We start from the raw sequence: 24,875 nt of genomic DNA, 5'->3' as shown, positions 1-24,875 counted from the left end.
TCGATTGCCCCGCTCACGTGAGGCGCAGGACGCGCCCGCCTCGCCGGACACCCGCCGGAGCCGGTCGGGGCTCTTTCCCGATAGGGTTGACATTGTCGCACGCTATGACTCATCGTATTGAGACAAAGCTTGGGACATTCGGAGGTGGTGGTATGCGCCTGGCAGCTCACACGGAGGTCGCGCGCTGGCTGGCCCGGCACGGCCTGGCCGACAGCCCGACTCCGCTGCTCGCGACGCGGCTGGCGGTGCGGCGGCGCGCCAAGGTCGCCGACAGCCTCCTGCTGGCCGTGTTCATGCTCGGCGCGGCGCTCACGCTCGCGTTGGGGCGGCCCACCGACGTCACGTCCTCCTGGCTGTCACTGCTGGTGCTGGTGGCGTTGGTGGTCGGGTTGCTGGTGGCGCAGTGGCTGCTCGGTTGGTGGGTGCGGCGTGCCGACCGGCGCGCCGGCGCGCGACTGCCCCGGCGCGTGGCCCACCCGGTCGAGCTCGGCTGGTCGGCGGTCTTGGGCCGGGCGCATGCCGTCTTCGCGGTCGCCACCTTCGCCGCCGCATCGCTGCTCGCGGTGAGCGTGCTGGCGGTTCCCGACCCCGGCCTGCGGTACCGGGCGATCATCGTGCTGGTCAGCCTCGCGGGCGCCGGTGCGGGCGTCATCATGCAGCTGCGCCAGGTGCTGGCGAGCCCGGCCGTGGCCGAGGACGAGGCGTCGCTCACGGCCGACGTCATCATGCGGGTCGAGGACGCCCGCGCCCTCGTCACCCCCAGCCTGGTCTGGTCGCTACCGGCCATCTTCCTGTATGGGGACTCGCTCGGCTGGTGGAACGCGGTCTCGCTGGCGCTCGTGGTGGCGGGCGCCAGCGCGCTCTGCCTGATCCAGGTCCGGACCACGGATGTCGGGGCTGCCGCCCGGCGGGCCCTGGCCACCAGATGATCGTCATCGACACGAGCTCGCCGACGCCGCCGTACGAGCAGCTCCGGGCCCAGCTCGCGAAGCAGATCCAGGACCGTTCACTGACCGTCGGCACGAGACTGCCGACGATCCGACGGCTCGCGGCCGACCTCGGCCTCGCCGTGAACACCGTCGGTCGGGCGTACCGGGAGTTGGAGGAGGCCGGGCTGATCGAGACCCACCGGCGGGCCGGCTCGTTCGTCTCGGCCGCCGGTGAGCAGGCCCTCGAGCAGGCCCGCCGCGCCGCCCGCGACTACGCGGCGGTCATCGCCAGCGTCGGCATCGATCCCGCCGAGGCGATCCGGATCGTCGAGGCGGCACTGGTCCACGCGCGCAAAGAGTGATCCTGTCTAGGCTTTGCGGGCGAGCAGATGAACGCTCTGGAACTGCCGCCGGTCGGTGGGCTCGGGCTCCCGGACCATCCGGGCCACCTCGGCCAACCCGGATTCGCGCAGCAGCGCGGCGAGGTGATCGGGCCACCACCGGTAGGCCGGCGCGACGGTGTGGTCGAAAACCTGCGTCGGGTGAGACGGGCCCTCGCTCGCCGAGAAACCGATCAGCAGGTGGCCGCCGCGTGCCAGCACCCGATGGAACTCCGCCAGGATGACGGGGACTTCCCGCGGCGGAGTGTGGATGATGGACCAGCGGGAGAGTACGCCGCCCAGCGCGCCGTCGGCGATGTCCAACGCCACCATCGAGCCCAGGTCGAACCGCAGGCCCGGATAGGCCTCCCGAGCCAACTCGAGCATCGTCGGTGAGACATCGACGCCGAACACCGCCAGCCCCAGTTCGTCCAGGTAAGCAGTGATATAGCCAGGCCCACACCCGAGGTCCGCCACCCGGCTGTTCCCACTCGCGGTCACGACGTCGGCGAAGGCACCCAGGATCGCGCGGTCCAGGGGACTGTCCTGCAGCGAGTCGCGGAACATCTCGGCGTAGACAACCGCGGCAGCGTTGTAAGCCTCGCGGGTGGCATCGAGGACATCGTGTTCGACCATGTTCAGGCTCCGTCTCGTTCGGGTTCGGTCTCGCGGATCATCAATGGAGAGATCTTTGCGCGGCGCGCGCGGCGAGCTGCCGTCTGGGCAGTGACCTGGCAGCGGCTCGGCAGGTCAGGACGCAAGGGCGGTGGTGACCTCGGTACGGGAGGTGACGCCCAGCTTGCGGAGAATGCTGGAGACGTGGACGGCCGCCGTCTTGGGCGAGATGTACAGGCGGCGGGCCAGTTCGGCGTTGGTGAGGCCGCTGGCCACCAGTAGCGCGACCTCGCGTTCGCGGGTGGTGAGCGCGGCGGCGCCGGAGACCGTCTGCCGACCGTCGGCCGGGGCCAGGCCGAGCAGCGCCCGCAGCTGGGCCAGCTGCTCGGTGCGCCAGCCCGTCCAACGGCGCAGCAGCTCACCGGCCCGCTCGACCCCGTCGGCCGCCTCGACGTCGCGGCCCAGGGCCAGCAGGCAGCGGGCCACGCCCAGGTGCGCGGTGCCGCGCACGGCCGGGGCGAGCAGGGGTGACTCGGCGACCGAGCGGTAGCCGTCCAGCGCCGCCGCGGCCTGCCCGCACACCTCGGCGAGCTGCGCCTCCACCAGCGCCCGCCAGTGGTCCCACACCTGCCCGTCAAGCAGCTCACCGGCGAGCAGGCGCACCCGGTCCAGCGGCAGTCCGGCGTACAGCGCCGCGGACAGCAGGTCGTGGGCCTGCTCGCCACTGCGCCACGCCTGGGCGCGCAGCCCGTCCAGCACCGGGTCGAGCAGTTCCCGCACCCGGTCGACGTCGCCGCTGCGGCAGGCCAGGTGGAATTCGAGGCAGTGCAGCACCATCGGGTCGGCCTTCTCGACTTCGGCCAGGTCGGACAGCAGGCGGCGGACCCGGTCCAGCGCCCCTGACTCCAGGCACAGCCCGGCGAGGAACACCGCGTGGAAGTCGGCACGACGCCCCGAATGGCGGTAGCCCCGGTCGCGGGCGCGCCCGTCGTCGAGCGCGCCGATCGCGGCCTGCAGGTCGCCCTCGCGCATGGCCAGCCGGGCCCGGCCCTGGAAGTACGCGGCGACGGACAGCGCCTCGAACCCGGCCCGCTCGGCGTCGCCGCGCATCCGTTCCAGCAGCTCGGTCTGCTCGGTCAGGGAGGAGGCCTGCGGCATCTGCAGCAGCCGGTTCAGCGCCCGTGCGGCCAGCACCCACTCGCCGAGCTTCTCGGCCTCGTCGACCAGGCCGGCGAGGATCGCACGCCCCTCCCCCGACCGGTCGGAGTGCCCGGTGAGCACGGTGCCCTTCTCGACCAGCGCGGCCAACCGGATCTGCGGCAGGTCGAACTCGGCGGCCAGCGCCAGTGCCCGGTCCGCCCAGGCCAGCGCCTCGTCGTCGTAGTCGCGCAGCATCGCCGACTGCGCGACGGCCGTCATCGCCCGCGCCTTGTCAGCACCGGGCGGCAGCTGCGCGATGAGCTGCTCGATGTCGGCGGTGACCCGATCCATCCACGCCTCGTCACCGGCTTCCCACGCCAGCCGGATCAGCAGGTAGAGCGCGTCGGCCCGGTCGGCGGGGCCGTCGGCCAGGTCGCGCCAGCGTTGGGCGTAGCAGGCGGCGTCGTCCAGCAGCCCGGCCAGCCACGCGGCGCGGGCCGCCACCGACAGCAGTGCCAGGTCCTCGGGCTCCTCCGCCATGCCCATCTCGGCCAACTGCAGCGCCTGGTACGCCGAGCCGATGGACAGGTAGAGCTGGGCGCCACGGCGGGCCGCGCCGACCATGTCCGCGTACCGGCCGGCGGCCTGGGCGTGGTGGGCGATCAGCGCCGGGTCGCCGTCCCCGCCCGCCAGCAGCGCCTCCAACGCGCTCTCGTGCAGGCGGCGGCGCTGGCGGCCCAGCATCTGTCCGGTGATGGCCTCGCGGACCAGCGCGTGCCGGAAACTGAACTCGTCCTCGCCGGTCTCCACCAGCACGCCCCGCACCACCAACTCGCGCAGCACGCCGATCAGCTCGTCCTCGCCCGCCCCGGTGACCGTCGCCAGCAGGTCGAACGGCGCCCGGCGGCCGAGCACCGCGGCCGCCTCCACCACCCGCTGCGACGCCTGGTCGAGGCTGGTCACCTGGCGGCGCAGCACCTCGGCCAGGCTCCACGGCAGCGGCTGCTCCACCAGCGACTCCAGGTCGCTCGGCAAGCACGAGCCGAGCAGCTCCTCCAGGAAGAACGGGTTGCCGCCGGTGCGGTGGTACAGCGCGGCGGCGGTGCGGTACGACACCGGCCGACCGGTCGCGGTCGCCAGCAGCGCCGCGGTCTCGGCCTCGGTGAGCCGCTCCAGCCGCAGATGCGCCACGGCGTGCCGCCGCTCCATGCGCTCCAGCAGCGACGCCAACGGGTGCCGGTTGCTCACCTCGTCCGGCCGGTACGTCCCGATGAGCAGGCGCGGGCCGTCGGCGTCGGCGAGGCGCTCGAACAGCGCGGCACTCTCCGAGTCGGCCCAGTGCAGATCCTCGAACACGAGCACCGACGGCGACTCGCCGACCAGGTCCGCGACCAGGGCCAGGCCGCTGTGCAGCCGCTCGACCGGGCTGCGCTTCGGGTCGGTGACCGCGGCCAGCCGCTCGGCGTCCACGCTCACCCCGTCCGCGTCGAGGGCGTCCAGCAGCAGCTCGTACGGGCGGGCCAGGGAGTCGGGCTCGGCGTGGCCGACCAACACCACGGCCTGCTGGGGCAGCGTGCCCAGCAGTTCGCGGACCAGCCGTGTCTTGCCGATGCCGGGCTCGCCGCCGACGAAGACCACGGCCGGGCGGCGCGCCGCCACCAGCTGCGTCAGCTGGCGCAACTCGCGGTCACGGCCGATCATCGCCGAGCTCACGGCACCTCGCTGGCTTCCCACGCGCGACAGCGTACCGGCGCGCCGGGACAGCTCCGGGGCCCTTTTCCGGCCACCGCACCTGTGTGCTCGCTCTCATCGACCCCGGCAGGCTCGTCCGTCGTCTCGCGCGCGACGCCCGGCGGGCCAGGTCGGCCGACGCGCCATGGTGCGGGTGCGCCAGTCACGGCGGGTCCGGCACGGTTGCGGCGGTCGGGATGGGACAGATGGCGACGGTCCGCACCCGTGCGCGACCGCCTGGGCCCGGACACGAACAGGCCCGGGGCCGTGTGACGGCTCCCGGGCCTGTTGCGGTGACGCTCATCGCGCCGTGCGGTCGTGGCGGCGGCGCTTGTGGCCGTGCCGGTGCACCCTGGCCGCCAACCTCTCCTTCGCGGCCTCGTCGATGAGCTCGCGGTGGTGCAGCTTCGCGAGATCGAAGTTCAGTTCGGGCAACTCGAACATCCCAGACTCCTCAGTCCGTGACAGTGTGTTTCTCTGACGTGCTCAATACTGGCCCGCCGACAGGCTTTCCCCATCCGCAGCAGCGGCGTATCTTCCCTGGCCGCAACGTACCTAGGGCGGCACCTACACACGTCTAGGTATGCCTACGTGGCGTGACGGCCACCACTGGCGGCGGCGCACCTTCATCGGCTCCGGACCGCTGACGTCCGCAAACAGAGCCATTATTCCGAAGTGAGCTTTTCGACCCCTTCTCGCTTTCGGACCCGGAATGGTCACCATGCCCAGCCGCAATGGCCCCAACGGCAATTCCTCGACGCCTACCTGATGCGCCGGATAACCCGGGCCTGTCGGAGGGTTCCACCGCCCGTACCACGCAGTTAGCCTTTGCGGTCATGTGGCAGCTCACCGTCGCCGGTATTCTTACGCCCTTTCTCCTGGCCGTGGGTGGCTGGTGGCTGAAGGAGGTCCTGACCGGCCGACGCAAGCTCTGGCTGGGGGGTATCGCCTCAGTCGTACTACTGGCACTCGTCATAGGCCTGTCGATCTGGGGCCTGCGACCTGGGACCACCGATAATCAAGCGGATCGTTCGAATACCCCTGCCACCGCATCGGCCTCCGCCGCCGTCTCCGACTCCGCAGCACCGAGCCCATCCACAACGGATGTGGCAGAGCCGACGAGCGTCGACCAATGCCACCGGCCCGCGCCGGCCGGGTCGTTGTCTGTCATTGCGGGAAAGGCCCCCTACCGCCACGAGCTGTACACGTGGGTGGCAGGCTGCATCATCAAGCTGAACTCGGCGAAGCCCGACTGGGAGGTCTATCTTCGCACCGACTGGAGCGACGGCGCCCTCTGGTCGACAGGACAGTCCATCAGCACCAATGCCAACATCGGCGAGGTCAGTCGCGGCCAGCTGAACCTGGACTCCTGCGGCGAGGCCTGGTCCAATCGGGAGAAGAACGTATCCGTCATGCATGACGGACTGAAGTTCTGCATCTTCCCCGGGCCAAAGGCGATGGTCATCGTCAGGCACATCTCACCCGCGACCAGTACGCGGCCCGCCGAAGCAGCCGTGGAAATCGCCCTGTGGTCCTGAGGCGGGTTTCCGCTCGACCGATCGCGACAGCTTGAGGACTGCGTCCGACATTCGGTCGATGGCGACTGTCCCCGCGACGCAGTGATGTGACCGCATGTCATCGCCCGCGCTCCATACCATACAGTGATGACCTCGTCACCGAGTGCCGATCGCCCCACCGATCTCGATGCGAAGTACGACGCCTTCATCTCCTACAGCACCGCCTCCGACGACCGGCGTGCCCCGGCGCTGAGGTTGGCGCTGCAGCGCTTCGGTCGACCGTGGTTCCGGCGCCGGTCGATCCGGGTCTTCTGCGCCCCGACGGACCTGCCCGCCACCGCGCAGCTGCAGACGACCCTGGAGCAGAACCTCGCCAAGTCCTCCTACCTGGTCCTGCTGGCCTCGGAAGAGTCCGCCGCATCGGACTGGGTCAGCAAGGAACTCGCCTGGTGGCGCGCCAACCGGCGGCCCGAGACACTGCTCATCTGCCTGACCGGCGGGCGGATCGTCTGGAACGACCGCACCCGCGACTTCGACTGGAGCCAGACCAACGCACTGCCACACCTGCTGCGCGGCTACTTCACCGAGGAGCCGAACTGGGTCGACCTGACCGGGTTGCCGACCGACGGCAGCGTGCCCGCGGACCGGGCGGGCCAGCAGATCTACACGAAAGCCATCGGCACGCTCGCCGCGCCGATCCGCGGCATCCCGGTCGACGAGCTGGTCGGCGAGGACATCCGCCAGCATCGGCGCACCGTGCGTCTGGCGTGGACGGTGGCCGTCTTCCTGCTCGTGCTGGCCGTCGCGGCCAGCGTGCTCGGACTGGTCGCCCGGGACCAGGCGACAGTGGCCGCCGCGGCACAGGTGCGAGCCGAGCAGGAGGCCGCCGTCTCGCTGTCGCGCTACCTCGCGTCGCAGGCCGAGGCCGACGCCGGATCGGCCGCTCAGCTGTCCATGCTGCTCAGCGTCGCGGCTTGGAAGGCCGCGCCCAGCGCCGAAGCCGAGGCGACGCTGCTGGCGCAGGCCGGCCGGTGGCGCGACCTCAAGACGATCATGGTGGACCCAGGTGGCGGCAGCGTGCTGCGGATGACGGCCAGCCCCGGCGGCGACACCATGGCCGCGGTCATGGACGACGGACGCGTCGTGCTGTGGGACCGCGCAGCCCACACGGTACGCAAAGTGATCACCACCGGAATCGCCGTCACCGGGGCCGTCTGCTACTCCAAGGACGGTGCACGGCTGATCGTCGGCGGCAACGACGGCGCACTGACCATGTGGGACCCGCGCACCGGGGCGAGCCTCGGCCGACTGCAGGTCGACGGCTACAACGCCGACATCATGTCGCTGACCGCCATCGACGACGAGCTCATCGCCGCAGGCGACAACAAGGCAAAGGTCATCGTCTGGAACACCCGCACACAGGAACCGCACGCGCTGCTCAACGGGCACCACGGAGTCGTGACCGGGCTGGGCTACAGCGCCAGCCAGGACCTGCTCGTCTCGGTGGCGAGCGACGCCACCGTCAAACTGTGGCGCGTTGGCGACGAACCCCAGAGCCAGGAGGACTCGCTCTACACCCTGCCGGTGCCGGGAGACAGCGAGAAGGACGTTCCGCTGGCGGTCAGCCCCAACGGCCGCTTCGTCGCCGCGGGGGCGCCCGACGCGGGGCTCGGCAACGTGGTGGTCTGGGACATCACCACGCGCCAGCTTGTGCACCGCCTGACCAAGGTGCACTACAGCGGCGTGCGGACGATCAGCTTCCTCACCGACGACGGCAGCTGGGTGGTCACCGGAGGCGGTGACAACAGCGTGGCGCTGTGGGCCGTCGAGGAGGAGCAGGTGCTCAAGCAGTTCGACGCCCATTCCGCTCCCATCACCGGCATCGCCCGCGCCGACAAGTCGGGCCTGCTCTACACCGCATCCCGGGACGGCAGCATCATCGAGTGGGACATCCTCGGCGACGCGCTCGTCGATGGCGGCGTGCACGCCATGACCATCGACCCCGAGGGCACCTCCGTTCTCACGGGCCACGCCAACGGCCTGGTCAAATCCACCGCGCTGTCGGGCGACGGCGGCACGAACGAGATCACCCTGCCCGACGGCCGGGACGTGGTCGACATCGCCGTCGGCACGCCGGCCAGTGGCCAACGCGTGCAACTCGCGATCGCCACCGACACCAGTGTGTGGCTCTCGTACCCGGACAAGCCGATGACGCAACTGCCGGACGCGCCGAAGGAGCCCGTCGCCATCGCCTTCAGCCACGACGGAACCGCCCTCGCCGCGGGCGGCATCGACGGCCGGCTCACGCTGTGGAACACCGCGACCCGCACGGCGGTGCGCCTCGGCGACAAGTATCTCTATGGCTCGGTCGCGTTCAGCCCCGACGGACGCCTGTTGGCAGCCGGGTCCGGCGATGGCGAGATCACCATCTGGACCACCGCCGACCGTCGCGAGGTCCACCGGCTGCGTGGCCACCTGAACACCCCGAGCTCACTGGCGTTCTCCCCGGACGGCACCAAGCTCGCCTCAGCCGGTCTGGACGGCAAGGCGCTGCTCTGGGACACCGTGACCGGCAAGGTCGTACACGTCCTGTCCGGTCACGACATCGCCGCGTCCGGCGCGGTGTTCACCGCTGACGGCAAGCGCCTCTACACCTCCGACGCCGGCGGCAAGGTCATCATCTGGGACGTCGAACGCGGCCAGTACCTGGCGCGCCTGTCCCACCCGAGCAACGACCCGATCACCGACATGGCCATCGCCCCCGACGGCCGCCTCATCCTGGGGTATCACCGCGGCGAGGTGCTCGCCTGGATCGCCGACCCCCAGGCGGCGTACAAGTACCTCTGCCAAATCGGCGGGCGCGGCTTCACCGACGCGGAGATGACCCGCTACGCGCTCAAGGAGACGCTACGCAACCCCTGCGCCGCGGCACCGTGATCGACGTCAGCCGTACGCCCTCGTCTCGGGCACCGTCACCGTCGCCGCACCACCCCACTGGATATGGGCATTGAAAGACACGACCTGGCCGAACGCGCAGATTTCCGCCCCAAGGTAGGCTTGCGTGATCAGCCGCACTGGAGCCAGTCTTTTTCGGCCCGGATCCACTCCTTCGTCCCCCGCCCGTCGCGGCCTCACGAAACGTTCAAGGTATCGGAGGCAGCTTCCGTGATGTCGGTGTTCGCCTCAGGCAGCCGGGCTGTGCGGTGAGCGCACAACGCCGGCTGCAGCTGTGGGATCTGGTGGTGACATACGCCGAGGATGCCCAGGTCACGGTCGCACACGTGTGTGCTGCGACGATCGCGGTCACCGACACCGACGGTGCCGCGGCCACGGTGAGCCTCAGCGCTGGGCTGCGCGAGACGATGTATGCCAGCGCCGCGGTCGCCGCCGAACTGGCGGAGCTGACCTGGACCCTGGGGGAAGGGCCGGCTGTGGATGTGTCAGAAGGTGGGCCGGTGCTGGTCACCGACCTCTCCGACGCGGAGTCGTCGGCCCGGTGGCCGGTCTTCAGCCCCGCCGCGGTTCAGGCCGGGGTGCGCGCGGCCTTCGCACTGCCGTTGCAGGTCGGCGCGATCCGTTTGGGTGCGCTCACGCTGCACCGGGCGGTTCCCGGCCGACTCACCCCCACGCAGCTGGCCGATGCGCTGCTGCTGACGGACACGCTCTGCGCGTTGCTGCTCGATCAGGCAGCACATCCTCGATCGGGATCGCGCAACCGCTCGCCGGAGCAGGCCGCACGGCAACATCCCCAGGTGCACCAGGCCACCGGAATGATCACGGTCCAGCTCGGCGTGACCCCGGACGTCGCCCTGATCCGGCTACGTGCCTACGCCTACGCTCACGGACGGCGGCTGCACGAGGTCGCCGCCGACGTCGTCGCTCGGCGGCTGCGTTTCGAGGCCGCCGACAGTGAGCATCCCTGATGTCCTTGGCTGCCATATCCGTTCGGTGTTCCCAGAGGCTTCGCTGCTGGCCGTCGCCCGCCGTCACGGTGGGACTATCGTATGACGAGGGTGAATAGAATGGCCGAGATCCAGCTAACGGACGTGTTCGTCGAAATGGCCGACACTCTCGTCGACGACTTCGATGTCATCGACTTCCTGCACATCCTCACCGAACGATGTGTCCAGATGCTCGGCGTGGCGGCAGCCGGGCTGCTCCTGACCGACCAGCAGGATGCCCTGCAACTGGTCGCGGCGTCCTCAGAGCGGATCCGACTGCTGGAACTCTTCCAGCTCCAGACCGCCGAGGGTCCCTGCCTGGACTGCTTCCACACCGGCCAGCCCATTTCGGTCGCCGATCTCACCGCCGACGGGCGCTGGCCGGGATTCACCACCGCCGCCACCGAAGCGGGCTTTCATTCCGTGCACGCGATCCCGATGCGGCTACGCGACCAGGTCATCGGCGCCCTGAACCTGTTCGACACCGCGACCGGGGCGCTCGACGCCGACAAGCTGCGCGTCGGTCAGGGCCTGGCCGACGTCGCCACGATCGGCCTGCTGCAACAGCGGGCGATCCGCCGGCGCGACCTGCTCACCGAGCAGCTGCAGACCGCGTTGAACAGCCGCATCCTCATCGAACAGGCCAAGGGTGTCATCGCCGAACGCCTCGGCGTGGACATCGATGAAGCCTTCTACCTGCTGCGCGCGACAGCTCGCACCACCAACCGTGGCCTGTCCGTGCTCGCTCGGGCCGTCGTGGATGGCACCGAGCGGATCTCCCTGCGGGCGGACACCGATCGGGGGTAGTCCTCCTCGACCAGGAGGCGGTGCGCCTCACGGTCCCACGATCTCGCAGCAACCAGCAGATCCAACCAAGTGGATGGTTGCGAGCTCCGGGAAAAGCGTTAGGGTCTGCATGTCACCCCGGTCCCCGGTGGCGAATTCCTGCTGCACAAAGGACTTCGTCTACCCAGGGGGCAAGGTTGGCCATGGTCAGTTCTCTGCCCGTGGCCGGTGGCGAACCCGCTGGGCGGGCAATCTCTCGTAACGCCGCGGGGACTGGGCCGCTTCGTGCCGGAGACCCGGTCAGGGTCGGCCGATACCGGTTGTTGTCCCGCCTGGGTGCCGGGGGCAAGGCGGATGTCTTCTACGCCATGGCCGCGGCGGATACCCCCGTGGCGGTCAAGGTGCTGCGGCCTGCCGACGGATCGGTGGAGGCGTGCCAGCGGGAGTTCTGGCTGGCGTCGGCGGCGGACACCGGAGGCACCGCGCCCGCGCTGGACTTCGGTCTGTCGGCTGCCGGCGCGTATCTGGTCACCGCCTACCTCCCGGGCTACCGGTGCGGTTCCCTGGTCGCGGACAACTCGATCTCGGCGGGCCGGTTGTGGGATCTGGGCGCGGCACTGGCCGACGTCCTGGCCGCGCTGCACGCCCAGGGGATCGTGCACTGCGACGTGAAGCCGTCGAACCTCCTCGTCCGGGGCCGGGATGTCCGCTTGATCGACTTCGGCATCGCCCGTTTCCACGGCGAGACGGTGGGCGGCGACGGCGGCTTCGTGCAGTGCAGCCGCGGCTGGGCAGCTCCGGAACAGCTCCAGGGAATGCCGGCGGCACCGTCTATGGACGTGTTCGCGTGGGGCTGCGTCATGGCGTATCTGGCTGGGGGCGTGCACCCGTTCGGCAACCGCAACGAGATGGAATGGATGCTGCGTGTCATGTCGGCGGAACCGGATCTGTGCGGCCTGCCACCAGGCCTCGACGAGGTCGTCAGCCTGGCTCTGCGGCGCGACGCGTCGGCTCGCCCGACGGCGCAGGAGCTGGCGGTGATCTGCCGCCAGCGCCCGGACGGACCCCGCCAGGAGTCCCGTCCGCCGGTTCAGTCTCCGCGCTCAAGCTCTGATCCTGGCCGCGCTGATACCCCGGAGATGGCCAGTGAGCCCTGACTTTCGGAATGGCACGACGACCGCGAGCGGCTCGCCGGGCCGTCGTCGACTGGTACGGCCAGAACGACGGGCAGTTCGTCCACAGGGCTGATGCCGTCGCCGCTCACGATCGGTCCCAGTGTGGATCAGCCGGGTCGAGCACCCGTGCCGCCGGAACCGCTACCCGCCGTAGCGTTCCAATAATTGACGGCTGTGTTGGGTACAGGTGTGGTCGGCGCCCAGGACGCGGGTGGTGTCGGCGACGAGAACGCGGAGCAGGCCTACCGCCTCGGCCAGGTCCCCACCCTCCCCGACGCCCCGCGCGAGGTTGTGGCGGGAGATCAGAGTGGCGGGGTGGTCGGCGCCCAGGACGCGAGTGCGGGCGGCGACGAGAACATGGAGCAGGCGTACCGCCTCGGCCGGGTCCCCGCCCTGCCCGATGTTGCTCGCAAGATTGTGTCGGACGCGCAGGGTGTGGGGGTGATCGCCGCCCAGGACGCGGGTGTGATCGGTGGCGAGGTCGCGGAACAGACGGGCCGCCTCGGCCCGGTCCCCGCCCTCCCCAACGCAGTACGCGAGGTCGTGGCGGGCGGTCAGGGTGTCGGGGTGATCGGCGCCCAGGATGCGGGCGCTGTCGGCGACGAGGTCGCGGTACAGAGGTGCCGCCTCGGCCCGGTCCCCGCCCTCCCTGAGGCTGTGCGCGAGGTTGTGGCGGGCGTTCAGGGTGTCGGGATGGTCGGCACCCAGGACGCGGGCGCTGTCGGCGGCGAGAACGCGGAACAGGCGGGCCGCCTCGGCCTGGTCCCCGCCCTGCCCAATGCAGTACGCGAGGTTGTGGCGGGGTGCCAGGGTGTCGGGGTGATCGGCGCCCAGGACGCGGGTACGGTCGGCGACGAGGTCACGGAACAGACGGGCCGCCTCGGCCGCGTCCCCGCCCTCACTGATGCTGTACGCGAGGTTGTGGCGACAGTTCAGGGTGCGGGGGTCGTCGGCGCCCACGACGCGGGTGTGGTCGATGACGAGGTCACGGAACAGACGGGCCGCCTCGACCGGGTTCCCGCCCTCCCGGACGCTGCGCGCGAGGGCGTGGCGAGCACTCAGGGTCTTGAGATGCTCGGCGCCCAGCACGCGGATGCTGTCGGCGACGACGTTGCGCAGCAGATCCGCAGCCTCGGCATAGTCGCCCCGTTCATACCTCCTGGCGGCGTCTTTGCGCTGGCGGGTGAGGGCTTCGGCGTCGACGGTCGCACCCATCGGCGCGGCCGGGTACCCGGCATCCGCGGCTTGGTTGTAGTTGCTGAACACGTGGCCGCTCACCACCGGAACGCTACCGACGCCGTCGATCACCGGACATCACCCGCCCGGGCCATACCCGGGATTTGGATGCTCTCGTTCCTTCGGCGGCGGTCTGGGATACCCATACCGTACGACCCCGGCTCAGGCGCGGTGAAAATCCTGGGCGGAGGCCTCAGATCAAGCCTCGATGTCCTGCTCCAGGAGTACGCGTGGAGCATATGACGTGCCGTTGGAACTGCTACCCACCGTTGGCCTCCAGGCCTATGCGGCTCGCTTCGGTGTCGGGGTGGTCGGCGCCCAGGACACGGGTGTAGTCGGCGACGACCTCGCGGAACAGGCGCACCGCCTCGGCCCGATCCCCGTTCTCACCGATGTTGTGCGCGAGCATGTGGCGGGAGGCCAGGGTGACGGGGTGATCGGCGCCCAGGACCCGGGTGCGGGCAGCGACGACCTCACGGAACAAGCGCACCGCCTCGGCCCGATCCCCGTTCTCACCGATGTTGTGCGCGAGCATGTGGCGGGAGGCCAGGATGTCAGGGTGGTCGGCGCCCAGGACCCGGGTGTAGTCGGCGACGACCTCACGGAACAGGCGCACCGCCTCGGCCCGATCCCCACACTCCCCGACGCTGTAAGCGAGCGTGTGGCGGGAGACCAGAGTAGTGAGGTGGTCGGCGCCCAGGACGCGGGTGTTGTCGGCGACGACCTCGCGGAACAGGCGCACCGCCTCGGCCCGGTCCCCGCACTCCCCGATGTCGTACGCGAGCATGTAGCGGGAGCGCAGGGTGCTGAGGTGGTCGGCGCCCAGGACCCGGGTGTAGTCGGCGACGACCTCGCGGAACAGGCGCACCGCCTCGGCCCGGTCCCCGCACTCCCCGATGTTGAGCGCGAGCGTGTGGCGGGAGATCAGAGTGTCGGGGTGGTCGGCACCCAGGACCCGGGTGCGGCCGGTGACGACGTGACGCAGCAGGTCTGCGGCTTCGGCGTAGGCGCCCCGTTCGCGCATCCTGTCGGCGTCGTTGTACTGACGGGTGAGGGTCGCCGCATCGACAGGCGCAGCGACCGGCGCGGCGGGGGCTGCATTCCGACCGCGGCGCAGGCGGGCGGTGAACTCAGGCGTCGGCATCCGGTCGCCGGTAACGTTCTCGTATTGCAGGTGGGCCAGGCGAAAGAACCGCGTGCCTTCCAGCAGCAGCGGGAATATCGGCTTGCGCAGGAGTTCGGCCTGGTCGATCTCCCGGTCCACCCAGTCCGACTGGCCCGAAGCCGTGCTCATCACCACGACAAACGCCGCGCACGTGTCGATACGCTGCTGAATCACCCTGGACCAGCGGTCACCTGTGATGACCTGACGATCGAACCACACCTCGATATCGGCGGAGCCGAGATGCGCGGCCAACTTCGCGACGTAGGCGCTGTCGCCGGCATGGCTGTAACTGATGAACACATGACCCGACACTCCAGCAAACTACCGACTGCTGTCGATCTCATGGCATCGGCTACGAGTGCAGAACGAACATCGAGATCGCGGCGGCGGCGTCTGCAAAGCCGCGTGAAGGTCGCCGACCGCGGCGACATCAGGGTAGTGCTCCGGGTCTGGTCCCGCAGGGCCGCTCAGGTGGGACATCGTCCCATGATGGCTCAGGTGCTCACGGCGCTACTGCCCCTGAACCCCGACGCTGTCCGATGATCGAACACTCGAGGGAACAACTCCAGGGCAGCTAGCCGCCGAAATTCTTCAGCGCTTGACGGCTGATTTCGGTTTCCGGGTGGTCGGCGCCCAGGACTCGGACGTGGTCGGCGACGACCTGGCGGAGCAGGCGTACCGCCTCGGCCCGGTCCCCGCCCTGCCCGATGTTGTACGCGAGATTGTGGCGGGTAGACAGGGTGTGAAGGTGGTCGGCGCCCAGGATGCGATTGCGATCGGCGACGAGGGTGCGGAGCAGGCGTACGGCCTCGGCCCGGTTCCCGATCTCCCCGATGTTGTACGCGAGGTTGTGGCGGGCAGTCAGGGTTTCGGGGTCGTCGACGCCCAGGACGCGGATGTGGTCGGCGACGAGGGTACGGAACAGGCGTACCGCCTCGGCCCGGTCCCCGCCTTCCCCGATGTTGTACGCGAGGTTGTGGCGGGAGTCCAGGGTGTCGGGGTGGTCGACGCCCAGGACACGGATGCGGTCGGCGACGAGGGTGCGGTACAGGCGTACCGCCTCCGCCCGGTCCCCGCTCTCCCCGATGCTGTTCGCAAGATCGTGGCGGGAGTTCAGGGTGTCGGGGTGGTCGGCGCCCTGGACACGGGTGCGGTCGGCAATGACATGACGCAAGAGGTCCGCGGCTTCGGCATAGTCACCCCGTTCGTACATCGTGACGGCGTCCGTGTGCTGGCGTTCGAGTATCGCGGCGTCGACAGTCACAACCACCGGTGCGGCAAACGCGGCTGGCGCGGCGGTCTGCGCACTGTGAAGCTGGGCGACGAACCCGGCCGGTGGCATCCGGTCACCGGTGACGTCCACGAACTGCAGGTGCGCCAGACGGAAGAACCGCTCCCCACCCAGCAGTAGCGGGAATACCGGTTTGCCGCGTAGTTGGGCCTGGTCGATCTCCCGGTCCACCCAGTCGGACTTGTTCGAGGCCGGGCTCATCACCACGATGAAGGCCGCGCAGGTGTCGATCTGCTGCTGGATCACCCTGGACCACCGGTCGCCGGTGACGACCTTCTGGTCGAACCACACCACGACGCCAGCGGCGGTGAGATGCGCGGCCAGCTTCGCGACGTAGTCGCTGTCGGCGGCGTGGCTATAACTGATGAACACATGACCGGACACCCCCAGCAAACTACCAACTACCGTCGATCTCGCCGCACCGGCCAGCAGGACAGTGCCCGCCTGGCGAACGACGATCTTGTTGAGGGAATCACCTCCTCGTCAGCATTGGGAGGGATCCTGCCGAGCGGCATTCAGCAATCATCGTTTGTCGATATATTTGCGGGTCGGTGCGGGTCGCCGCCGAGGTGTACTACGGTGATTGGACCGGCATCAAACGTCGTCACCGACCGGGTGAGGCGCACGAGGTGCTGAGGAGATGCCTGTGGAGGCATTTCATGGCAGTCCAGTTGAATCACACGATCGTCTTCGCCACCGATCGGCAGGTGTCCGCCGAGTTCCTGGCCGGCATCCTGGGCCTGCGGATCGGGCGGGCCTGGGGCCCGTTCCTGCCGGTGGGCACCGACAACGGGGTCACCCTCGACTTCGCGACGGTGGAGTCCGTCACCACGCCGCAGCACTACGCGTTCCTGGTGACCGAGGAGGAGTTCGACGCGATCTTCGAACGGATCAAGCAGTACCGGGTGGCCTACTATGCCGACCCGCACGGGCGGCAGCCGGGCGAGATCAACCACAACGACGGCGGTCGCGGCGTCTACTTCACCGACCCCGACGGGCACGGGATGGAAGTCATCACCGTCCCGTACGGCGGCTGGCAGTAGCAGGCAGGGGAGGCGGGGTGACGCCGCAGCGCCACCCCGCACCGTGATCCGCTACGGCGCCGCCAGCGCCTTGACGTCGGCGGCCGAGGCCACCCCGGTGAAGACCCGGACCTGCGCGATCTCCCCCGACCAGTTGCCGCCCGGGCTGCCCTGCCAGCTGAACCGGCCCAGCACGATCTTGCCGGTGCCCTGGTACATCGGCGTGATGGTCGACTGCGCCGCGAACGTCCCGTTGACGTAGAGCCGCAGCTGCGACGTCGCCGGGTCGTAGACCCCGGTCAGGTGGGTCCAGGTGTTGAGCGCCACCGACCCGCCGGTGGCCGGGGGGCCGCCGCCGGAGTTGTCGTTCGGGCGCGCCCACATGCTCCAGTGACCGGCGTCGTCCATGCCCAGCGCCCACGGATTCGAGATGGTCGAATCCCCCGACACGGCGGTACGGACGTAGCCGAGGCTGGTCGCCCGCACCCAGGCGGAGACGGTGAAGCCGCTGGTGGGGTTGATGACCACCGCGTTGGACAGCGCGTAGCCGGTGACCCCGTCCAGGTGCAGCGACTGGGTGCCCGGGATCCGCCCGGCCGCCCAGGACGTGGTGCCGCCGGGCACCACCGACCGGTTGAAGACCGAGGTGTCGGCCCCGGTCCCGTTGAGCTCCCAGGTGGCGGAGGCCGTGGTGGCGTTCGTCAGGTTCTTGGCCTCGGGTTCGAAGACGACCCGGTCCCAGACCCGCACCTCGGCGATCTCACCGGCGAAGAAGCCGCTGTTGCCGCCCGCGTACTGGTAGTGGCCCAGCACGAGCGGGCCGGTGGCCTTGCGGATGGGCGCGATCGTGGACGAGCCCGCGGACACCCCGTTCACATACATCGTGATCTTGCTGGTGGCCGCGTCGTAGACGCCGGTCAGGTGCGTCCACACGTTGAGGGCGACCGTCCCGCCGACGACCGGGGCCACCCCGCCGCCACTGTCGACCGGCCGGGCCCACATGGTCCAGCGGCCGGTGTCGGTCATCCCCATCGCGACCGGGTTGGCCACGGCCGAATCCACCGAGAACACGGTACGGAAGTAGCCGAGGCTGGTGGGCCGGACCCACGCCGACACCGAGAAACTCGCCGACGTGTCGATCACCGACGTGCTCGCGGCCGCATAGCCGTTGACGCCGTCGAGGTGCAGGGACTGCGGACCGCCGACGACCCGCCCGGCCGCCCACGACGCCCCGCCCGACAGCGCCAGCGGATGCGCGTTGCCCGAGCTGTCGGCACCACTGCCGGCCAGGTTCCAGGCGCCGGTGGTGCTGCCGTTCAGCGGCGGCACGACCACCTGGTTCCAGGTCTGCACGTCGGCGACCTGGCCGGAGAAGTAGGACGTGTTGGCGCCCTGGTAGCCGAAGGCCCCGACCTTGAACGGCCCGGCCGCGCTCCAGACCGCGGCGTGCGCGGTCCGGGCCACGTTGACGCCGTTGAGGTAGAGGTTCATCAGGCCGGTCGCCCGCTCGTAGCTGACGGCCAGATGACTCCACACCCCGGGCTTCGCGCTGGCGGCCGGCGCGGCGGCGATGTCATAAGCGGCGCCCGTCGCGTCGGCGGAGGGCATCGTGAACCGCCACGAACTGTCGGTGGGCTCGTAGTAGAGGTCGAAACCGGCCACTACGGCGCCGTCCTGGCCGAGGACGACCTGCTGGCCGGTGCCGCCGTTGGGTTTTGCCCACACGGAGACGCTGAAGTCGGCCGTCGTGTTCACGGCGGGCCCGGAAGTGGCGATCACGCTGCTGCCGTTGAAGACGACGTCCGGACTGTAGAGATCGCCGGTGTTCCAGGTCGCGTTACCGCTCAGCGGGGCCCCGCCGACCGCGTCGCGGGCGGTGTCGGTGCCGCTGACCGTCCCTGTCGAATGGTCGTTGAGCAGCCAGGCATGGCTGGCCGCGAGCAGCGTCTGGCTGGGCTGCGCGGTGATCGCCGGGGTCGCGCCCAGGCCCGTCACCAGGTATGCCGTGACCCGCCCGCCGGCGCCCACGCTCCACAGGTCGGGCGACCCGTCGCGGTTGACGTCGGCCGCGCTGAGGTTCAGCGACACACCGGTGTTCCAGCCGCTCGTCTTCAGCGTCACCGCCGTGTAGCTGAACATGCCGGTGCCGAGGTCGAAGGCGATGTCGCGCCACAGGTGCAGCGCACCGGTGGCCCGGTTCCACAGGAACATGGCCGGACCGGTCGCCATCTGCGCGGTCGTGATCGTCCACGCGTCCCAAGCCATGTCACCGGCGGGGGTGGTCCCGGCCAGGTGTACGGCGCTCGGGTAGCCGGCAACCGCGTTCTGGTTGGGGTAGACGGCCAGGTAGTAGCCGTTGGCGGCGTCGCCGTTGACGGTGATCAGATCCGGGTAGGCCAAGCCCCGGCGGGTCAGGTCGCCGCCGTTCGCCACCTGGAGCGGGTTGAGGCCGTTGTTGTCGGTGAGCAGGCCCACGCTGAGGTTGTAGACGTTGCTGCTCTGCTGGGACTGGATGGCCGAGCCGTCGCCGGGACCGGCGAGGACGGCGCCGCCGCCCGCGTTGACCCCGCCGGGGTAGTACACGAGCACGTCCTGCAGGCCGGTGCCGGTGAAGCGACCCGTGACGGCCTGGGCACCGGTGAACTCGTCGGGGCTGTAGGTGCCGCCGACACCGTTGCCGTTGGCGCCGATGTCGCTGGCGGCGGGCAGCAGCTGGCCGTCGTCGCGGCCGGTGGCCTGCCACAGCCCGACCGGCAGCCCGTTGGCGCCACCGACCGTGACCAGGTCGGCGGCGCTGTCACCGGTCAGGTCGCCGGCCGCCGCCGCGGCCGCCGGGGCGGCGTTGAAGACGACACTGGCGGTGTCGCCGATGTTGCCGCCAGCCGACAGGCTCGTCACCGTGAGCGTGTTCGTCGACCGGGTCGGCTTGACGCTGATGGTGGCGTTGCCACCGCTCGCGGCCACGGACTGCGGCGCGCCGCCGTTGAGCTGGTACAGGTAGCTCGTCGGCACGGTGCCGGTCGGTGCCTTGACCACCGAGAACGACGCGCTCTGGCCGATCGTCGAGGAGCCCGGGGCGGTGACCGTCGGGGGACCCGTTCGGGTGGGGTCGAAGTTGAAACTGCACGTCGCCGACCAGGGGCCGGTCATGTTCCCGTCGGTCGCCCGCACATGCCAGGAGAACTGGGTCACCGACGACCCGGCCGCGCCCCGCAGCGTCGCCTGCGGCACGGTCCACACGGCGGTGCCGCCCGACCCGGCCCCCAGCAGGTTCGGGTCGGATGAGGCGAGGATGGTGCCCGGAGTCGACGTCTTCCACAGCTCGTAGGTCACGCCGAGGTTGTTGCCCTCGGGGTCGGAGACCGGGGCGTAGAACGTGACCGCGGCGTCGCCGACCGCACTGGGCGGGGTCGCGGCGCAGGCCGTGACGGGGTTGGTGGACAGGCCCGTCGGGATGTTCGGCGCGTGGTTGTACTCCACCGACATGTAGACGTTGTTGAGGTCGAACTCCTTGTAGCTGTTGAAGTCGCTCGACTCGTTGACGCCGGTGAGCACGAACGTCTGGGTCCACTTGTTCCCGGCGACCGCGCTGCTGATCGCACCGGCGATGTTGAAGCCGAGCCAGTTCGACGGGCAGCCGGTCCGGCCGTACGCGACGGTCTTGTAGTCGACGACGGAGCCGAGGTTCACCCCGCTCCACGAGTTCCAGGACGCGTTGCCTGAGGTCAGCGTGGCGGCCGGGGCGTACAGGTTGACCGTGGTCGCGGTGCACGAGTAGGAGTGGACTTCGAGCATGCTCAGCGAGGCCGAGTGGATCGTGGCCCCGGCCAGCGTGGACACGGGGATGTCGAAGTTGAGGAACGACCGCGACCAGATGCCGTTGGGCAGCAGGGCCTCGTTGCTGTTGCCGACCTGCAGGTGCCCGTCGGGGTCCGGGGTCTTGTTCCAGTAGAAGCTGCCCGGGTAGGAGTGCGAGACGGTGGCCCAACCCGACTGCTTGGGGCTGACGGGGGTCCAGGAGAACGACGGGTCGAGGTAGAGGGGGAAGACGACGCCCGTACCCGAGAGCATCGCCGCGTCGGGGGTGAGGGTGAGTCGCCCCGCGGCCGTGCTGGTCGCGATGCTCGCGCGCCGGGCGTGCGCGCCCGGGGCCCTCGCGTCGGATTCGGCCGGGATGCCGGTACGCGCGTCGAGCGCGCGGCCCGTCTTGAGCTCGGCGACGGTCGGCCCGGTGCCCACGGTGGAGTCCCACATGATCGGGGCGGGCGCGCTGAGCTGCGTCCGACCCCGGCTGTCGGCGCCGGTCAGCGAGCCGTCAGCACCGGTGGTGAAGGTGATCCCGTCGGCGTGCAGGCCCAAGGCCAGTGACCGCAGGGCCGGCTGCCGCGCGGCGGCCGCGTCGTGCACGACCAGGACCTGGGCGAAGCCGCCCTGCCGGTCCGCGCGCAGCCGCAGGTCGACGCCCGGCAGCACCCCGGCGTAGCTCGCGGTGTCGCCGGAGAGGGTCGGCGCGGGCAGTGCCATCGGCAGCGTCAGCGCAAACGTTCGGCCGCTGGACGTCATCGTCACCGCGGGTCCCGTGCCGCCGCCGGAGAAGCGCAGGCCGTCGGTGGTCGTGGCCGGGGCGATCGAGCCGTCCGCCGCGCGGCGCAGCGTCGCGTCCAGCGCGGTCCAGGCCCCGCCGACGAGCTTGCGCACCGGCACGAGCGAACGGGTCAGCGTCAGCGAGCCGTCAGGCTTCGCGGCGAGGGTGTCGGTGGCGGTGGTCGACCCGGTGACGTCCACCGTCTTGCCGGTGCGGCGGGCCTGGTCGACGGCTTCGCGGGCGGTGAGGGCGGGCCGCGCGGGTGCAGCCTTGGCCGCCGCCGGAGCCGCCGTGGCCCCGAGCACCGTGATCGTGGCGGCGACGAGGACCGCCAAGCCGCCGACCGCCGCGAAGGCAGCGCGTGGCACGCGGGAGGGATGAGATCGCATGAGTACCCCGATTGGTAGCGAGATCGCGCCGTGGCCTACGGCACGGCGCGAAGTTACCAACTTTGATTCGCTCCATGGGGGCGGGTCAATGACCGGCCTGCGGCGGTGGCATCGACCTGGGCCCTGCGATCCGGCCAGGGCGGCCCGATTAGATGATCTCTGGCACAGGAACCTGCGGCTTCGAGCAGGACTCAAGCACCGCCGCCTATCACACACCGCGTTCAACAGATCAACTTCTTGCACGTCGCGGCCACAATCTCTTCGTGGCCTCGGAGTGGATCGGCACAGCAAGTACGGCACTCGTCGGCATCGCGGGCATCTTTGCCGCGATCTGGGTAAGCGGAAGGGATCATCAGCGTCGACGCTCGGACCAAGCGCTGACCGACAGGCGCCAGATCTACCAGAATCTCTTCACCGCAGCTGACGGTCTTGTTGCGGCCACTCGCCTACTGATGCAGCGCCGCGAGCGCGAACCCATCACAGACCTGACTCCAGACGATTTGACGAAGTTGATCACTGCCCGCATGGACTTCAATACGGCGATGTACCAACTTGCGCTGAGCGCACCGCAAGATGTCGTTGCGGCCGCCGAAGAGTTGCGGCGAGTACTGCGCACGAAAGCGGACCAGGTCGTGGCGGGCGCCCGCAAGACAGTGAGCGACCATCATGTTCGGGTGCAGTTGCTAAACGTCATGCGGGTCGATCTTGGCGCCTCGCCAATGCCACCTGAAGTCTGGAAACCAGACGAAGAACGTATGAAGGCTGACTAGGGAATACTTCGGCGGGTGGGCGGGCGTCGAACTCGACACCCCGTTGCCCACCCGCCGACCAGATTTGCAGTTGGATGTCCTTGCGCTGCCGATCTCCGTTTCTCGGGGTGCAGGACGAAGTGATGGTGCCTTTGGGGCGGCCGTCGTTCGCGGCGTACCAGCCCATCAAGATCTCGTTGTCCCACAGGCGCAACTCGCCCCGCCAGTGATAGCCGCCGTCCTCGACGGTGATCCCGCGCCTGACGGTGGCCACGTCGATATGGTCGCCCTGCTGGCGGACCTGATCTCCTGCGCCGTAATCACCTCTTTGACCCTGAACCGCTACACGCACCACTCCGGCGACCAGGGCCAGCGGGTTCGCGCTGCCCTCGCTGACTTTTCGCTGGCCATGGGCCTCGACACCGTGCCCAAAGACGAGGAAAGCCCTTCCGAAGAAGGGCTTGACCTGCTGTAACTGATGATGGACCATACGTCGCAGAATCCGAACCGTGTTCCCGCTGTTCAGGGGCCGGTCGTGACCGTCCCACCTGTTCGACCACGCAAGATCCAGCCGTTGTGATCAACAGCGGGTCGTGGCGCCACGGGGACGGCAAGATCCGGGCAATAGGCGGTTGCACAAACCAGCCCGACACCGAGTTGGCAGGTCGTCGATGTTGCCATCAGTGGTCTTCGTGACCGCTAGCCGGGCGTACGCCACGACTGACTGAGGTCACGGTCACTTCCATAGTTGCACCGTCTTATAGCTGCCGCCGGTGGCGAGGGTTTGCCCGTCCGGGCTGAACCCCACCGTCAACACGCTGTCAGTGTGGCCGGTGAGGGTGGCGGTGACAGCGGGTCGCCGCCGGTCGGTGACGTCCCACAGCCGCACCGTCTTGTCGCCGCTGCCGGTGGCGAGGGTCTGCCCGTCCGGGCTGAACGCCACCGACAACACCTGGTGGGTGTGGCCTGGAAGGGTGGCGGTGGAGGCGGGTCGCCGCCGGTCGGTGACGTCCCACAGCCGCACCGTCGCGTCGTAGCTGCCGGTGGCGAGGGTCCGCCCGTCCGGACTGAACGCCACCGACGAGACCACGTTGGTGTGGCCGGTGAGGGCGGCGGTGAGGGCGGGTCGCCGCCGGTCGGTGACGTCCCACAGCCGCACCGTCGCGTCGCGGCTGCCGGTGGCGAGGGTCCGCCCGTCCGGACTGAACGCCACCGACAACACCTGGTGGGTGTGGTCTGGAAGGGTGGCGGTGAGGGCGGGTTGCCGCCGGTCGGTGACGTCCCACAGCCGCACCGTCGCGTCGCGGCTGCCGGTGGCGAGGGTCCGCCCGTCCGGACTGAACGCCACCGACGACACGCTGTCGGTATGGCCGGTGAGGGTGGCGGTGAGGGCGGGCCGCCCCCGGTCGGTGAGATCCCACAGCCGCACCGTCGCGTCGGTGCTGCCGGTAGCGACGGTCTGCCCGTCCGAGCCGAACACCACCGACGATACCCACTCGGTGTGGCCGGTAAGTGTCGCGATAGGGATGCCTCGGAGTCTCGCCGGTCGCGGTACCGGAGAGACTGGAGTAGTGGGCGGATTGAGCAGTCGGCTGACGTACCTGGCTGAGGGCATCCGCCCACCGGTGACGTCCTCGTAGTGCACATTGCTCAGCCGGAAGAAAACGTCACCCTCAAGGAGCAGCGGAAAGATCGGTTTGCCGAGCTTCTCGGCCCGGTTGAGCTCCAGCTCCACCCACTTCGACGCCTCCGATGCTGGGCTCATCACCACCACGAAGGCGGCACACGAGTCGAGCCGCTCCTTGATCACGTCGACCCATCTCTCGCCGCTGACGATCTCCTGGTCGAACCACACCGAGACCCCCGCTGCCGACAGGTGCGCAGCCAACCGATGCACATACTTGTAGTCCGGCACGCGGCTGTAACTGAGGAACACATGAACCGACACCCGAGCAAACTACCGAGCATCGTCGATCTCAAGGCATCGGCTGCGCGTGTATGAATTCCAAGATCCGGGCCATAGGTGGGCAGCCACAGGACGAGTTCAGGTTGTGGCAGGTCACGGCCGCGCATACCGCTGGTGTTGAAAAACCGCTAAGAGCGACCGGCAGTAGGCGTTGAGCTGGGCGTGGCCGGTCAGGGATAGCGAACAGGCACGGGACTCATCGATCATTGGAGTTCTCTACGCTTCAACGACAGGAGTCCCGTGCCTGCCGTGCCATCA

At 69.7% G+C, this 24,875-nt stretch carries 19 protein-coding genes; 10 read left to right on the top strand and 9 right to left on the bottom strand.

Going from position 1 to position 24,875, the window contains the following annotated elements:
* Positions 1-152 precede the first annotated feature (152 nt).
* Both KUA19_RS37835 and KUA19_RS37830 read left to right on the top strand, forming a co-directional pair.
* A complete protein-coding gene (locus KUA19_RS37835) occupies positions 153-929 on the top strand; it encodes a hypothetical protein (RefSeq protein ID WP_217404054.1) in 777 nt (258 codons plus the stop codon).
* The gene (locus tag KUA19_RS37830) at positions 926-1,291 is read left to right on the top strand and encodes a GntR family transcriptional regulator (protein ID WP_217404052.1); all 366 of its coding nucleotides are present in this window, start codon (positions 926-928) and stop codon (positions 1,289-1,291) included. Before KUA19_RS37835 ends, KUA19_RS37830 begins: the two co-directional genes overlap by 4 nt.
* A 6-nt stretch (positions 1,292-1,297) precedes the next feature.
* Here the strand turns inward: KUA19_RS37830 and KUA19_RS37825 are convergent, their stop codons facing one another.
* The 3 genes from KUA19_RS37825 to KUA19_RS37815 all read right to left on the bottom strand — a co-directional run bounded on the left by KUA19_RS37825 (position 1,298) and on the right by KUA19_RS37815 (position 5,239).
* A complete protein-coding gene (locus tag KUA19_RS37825; RefSeq protein ID WP_217404050.1) occupies positions 1,298-1,945 on the bottom strand; it encodes a class I SAM-dependent methyltransferase in 648 nt (215 codons plus the stop codon).
* Between the two features lie 114 nt (positions 1,946-2,059).
* Positions 2,060-4,798, bottom strand: coding sequence for an ATP-binding protein (locus KUA19_RS37820; protein ID WP_308167875.1), 2,739 nt, complete (start codon positions 4,796-4,798; stop codon positions 2,060-2,062).
* Positions 4,799-5,095: 297 nt separating this feature from the next.
* Positions 5,096-5,239, bottom strand: a complete 144-nt coding sequence (locus KUA19_RS37815) for a hypothetical protein (RefSeq protein ID WP_217404048.1) — start codon at positions 5,237-5,239, stop codon at positions 5,096-5,098.
* Positions 5,240-5,631: 392 nt separating this feature from the next.
* Between KUA19_RS37815 and KUA19_RS37810 the strand changes: the two genes are divergently transcribed.
* The gene (locus KUA19_RS37810) at positions 5,632-6,333 is read left to right on the top strand and encodes a hypothetical protein (protein ID WP_217404046.1); all 702 of its coding nucleotides are present in this window, start codon (positions 5,632-5,634) and stop codon (positions 6,331-6,333) included.
* Positions 6,334-6,459: 126 nt separating this feature from the next.
* A complete protein-coding gene (locus tag KUA19_RS37805; RefSeq protein ID WP_217404044.1) occupies positions 6,460-9,249 on the top strand; it encodes a toll/interleukin-1 receptor domain-containing protein in 2,790 nt (929 codons plus the stop codon).
* Between the two features lie 6 nt (positions 9,250-9,255).
* On the opposite strand, the gene KUA19_RS44305 is transcribed toward KUA19_RS37805, so the two are convergent.
* Positions 9,256-9,387, bottom strand: coding sequence for a hypothetical protein (locus KUA19_RS44305; RefSeq protein ID WP_302563643.1), 132 nt, complete (start codon positions 9,385-9,387; stop codon positions 9,256-9,258).
* A 128-nt stretch (positions 9,388-9,515) separates the two neighbouring features.
* Between KUA19_RS44305 and KUA19_RS44300 the strand changes: the two genes are divergently transcribed.
* From KUA19_RS44300 to KUA19_RS37790, 3 genes are all read left to right on the top strand, one after another.
* The gene (locus KUA19_RS44300; RefSeq protein ID WP_217404042.1) at positions 9,516-10,235 is read left to right on the top strand and encodes a GAF and ANTAR domain-containing protein; all 720 of its coding nucleotides are present in this window, start codon (positions 9,516-9,518) and stop codon (positions 10,233-10,235) included.
* Between the two features lie 99 nt (positions 10,236-10,334).
* Positions 10,335-11,060, top strand: coding sequence for a GAF and ANTAR domain-containing protein (locus KUA19_RS37795; RefSeq protein WP_254550759.1), 726 nt, complete (start codon positions 10,335-10,337; stop codon positions 11,058-11,060).
* Between the two features lie 182 nt (positions 11,061-11,242).
* Positions 11,243-12,196, top strand: coding sequence for a serine/threonine-protein kinase (locus KUA19_RS37790; RefSeq protein ID WP_302563641.1), 954 nt, complete (start codon positions 11,243-11,245; stop codon positions 12,194-12,196).
* A gap of 159 nt (positions 12,197-12,355) precedes the next feature.
* On the opposite strand, the gene KUA19_RS37785 is transcribed toward KUA19_RS37790, so the two are convergent.
* The 3 genes from KUA19_RS37785 to KUA19_RS37775 all read right to left on the bottom strand — a co-directional run bounded on the left by KUA19_RS37785 (position 12,356) and on the right by KUA19_RS37775 (position 16,290).
* A complete protein-coding gene (locus KUA19_RS37785; RefSeq protein ID WP_217404036.1) occupies positions 12,356-13,492 on the bottom strand; it encodes a tetratricopeptide repeat protein in 1,137 nt (378 codons plus the stop codon).
* 217 nt (positions 13,493-13,709) lie between these two features.
* Entirely contained in the window at positions 13,710-14,915 is a 1,206-nt protein-coding gene (locus KUA19_RS44810; protein WP_308167880.1) for a tetratricopeptide repeat protein, read from the bottom strand.
* 274 nt (positions 14,916-15,189) lie between these two features.
* Positions 15,190-16,290, bottom strand: coding sequence for a tetratricopeptide repeat protein (locus KUA19_RS37775; protein WP_217404033.1), 1,101 nt, complete (start codon positions 16,288-16,290; stop codon positions 15,190-15,192).
* Positions 16,291-16,565: 275 nt separating this feature from the next.
* Here KUA19_RS37775 and KUA19_RS37770 point away from each other — a divergent pair, with 275 nt between their 5' ends.
* Positions 16,566-16,949, top strand: a complete 384-nt coding sequence (locus KUA19_RS37770) for a VOC family protein (protein WP_217404031.1) — start codon at positions 16,566-16,568, stop codon at positions 16,947-16,949.
* Positions 16,950-17,000: 51 nt separating this feature from the next.
* Here KUA19_RS37770 and KUA19_RS37765 read toward each other — a convergent pair whose 3' ends face one another.
* Positions 17,001-21,881 carry a LamG-like jellyroll fold domain-containing protein gene (locus KUA19_RS37765; protein WP_217404029.1) on the bottom strand — a complete coding sequence of 1,627 codons (4,881 nt, stop codon included), beginning with the start codon at positions 21,879-21,881 and terminating at the stop codon, positions 17,001-17,003.
* A 284-nt stretch (positions 21,882-22,165) separates the two neighbouring features.
* On the opposite strand from KUA19_RS37765, the gene KUA19_RS37760 reads away from it, so the two are divergent.
* Entirely contained in the window at positions 22,166-22,672 is a 507-nt protein-coding gene (locus tag KUA19_RS37760; protein WP_217404027.1) for a hypothetical protein, read from the top strand.
* Between the two features lie 259 nt (positions 22,673-22,931).
* The gene (locus KUA19_RS37755) at positions 22,932-23,126 is read left to right on the top strand and encodes a hypothetical protein (protein ID WP_217404025.1); all 195 of its coding nucleotides are present in this window, start codon (positions 22,932-22,934) and stop codon (positions 23,124-23,126) included.
* A 261-nt stretch (positions 23,127-23,387) separates the two neighbouring features.
* Here the strand turns inward: KUA19_RS37755 and KUA19_RS37750 are convergent, their stop codons facing one another.
* Positions 23,388-24,599 (bottom strand): toll/interleukin-1 receptor domain-containing protein, encoded by a 1,212-nt coding sequence (locus KUA19_RS37750; RefSeq protein ID WP_217404023.1) that lies wholly within the window; start codon positions 24,597-24,599, stop codon positions 23,388-23,390.
* Positions 24,600-24,875: the final 276 nt, after the last annotated feature.

This window comes from Catellatospora tritici (genome assembly GCF_019083965.1).
Lineage (GTDB): Bacteria > Actinomycetota > Actinomycetes > Mycobacteriales > Micromonosporaceae > Catellatospora > Catellatospora tritici.
This window is presented reverse-complemented; position numbering and strand designations above follow the sequence as displayed.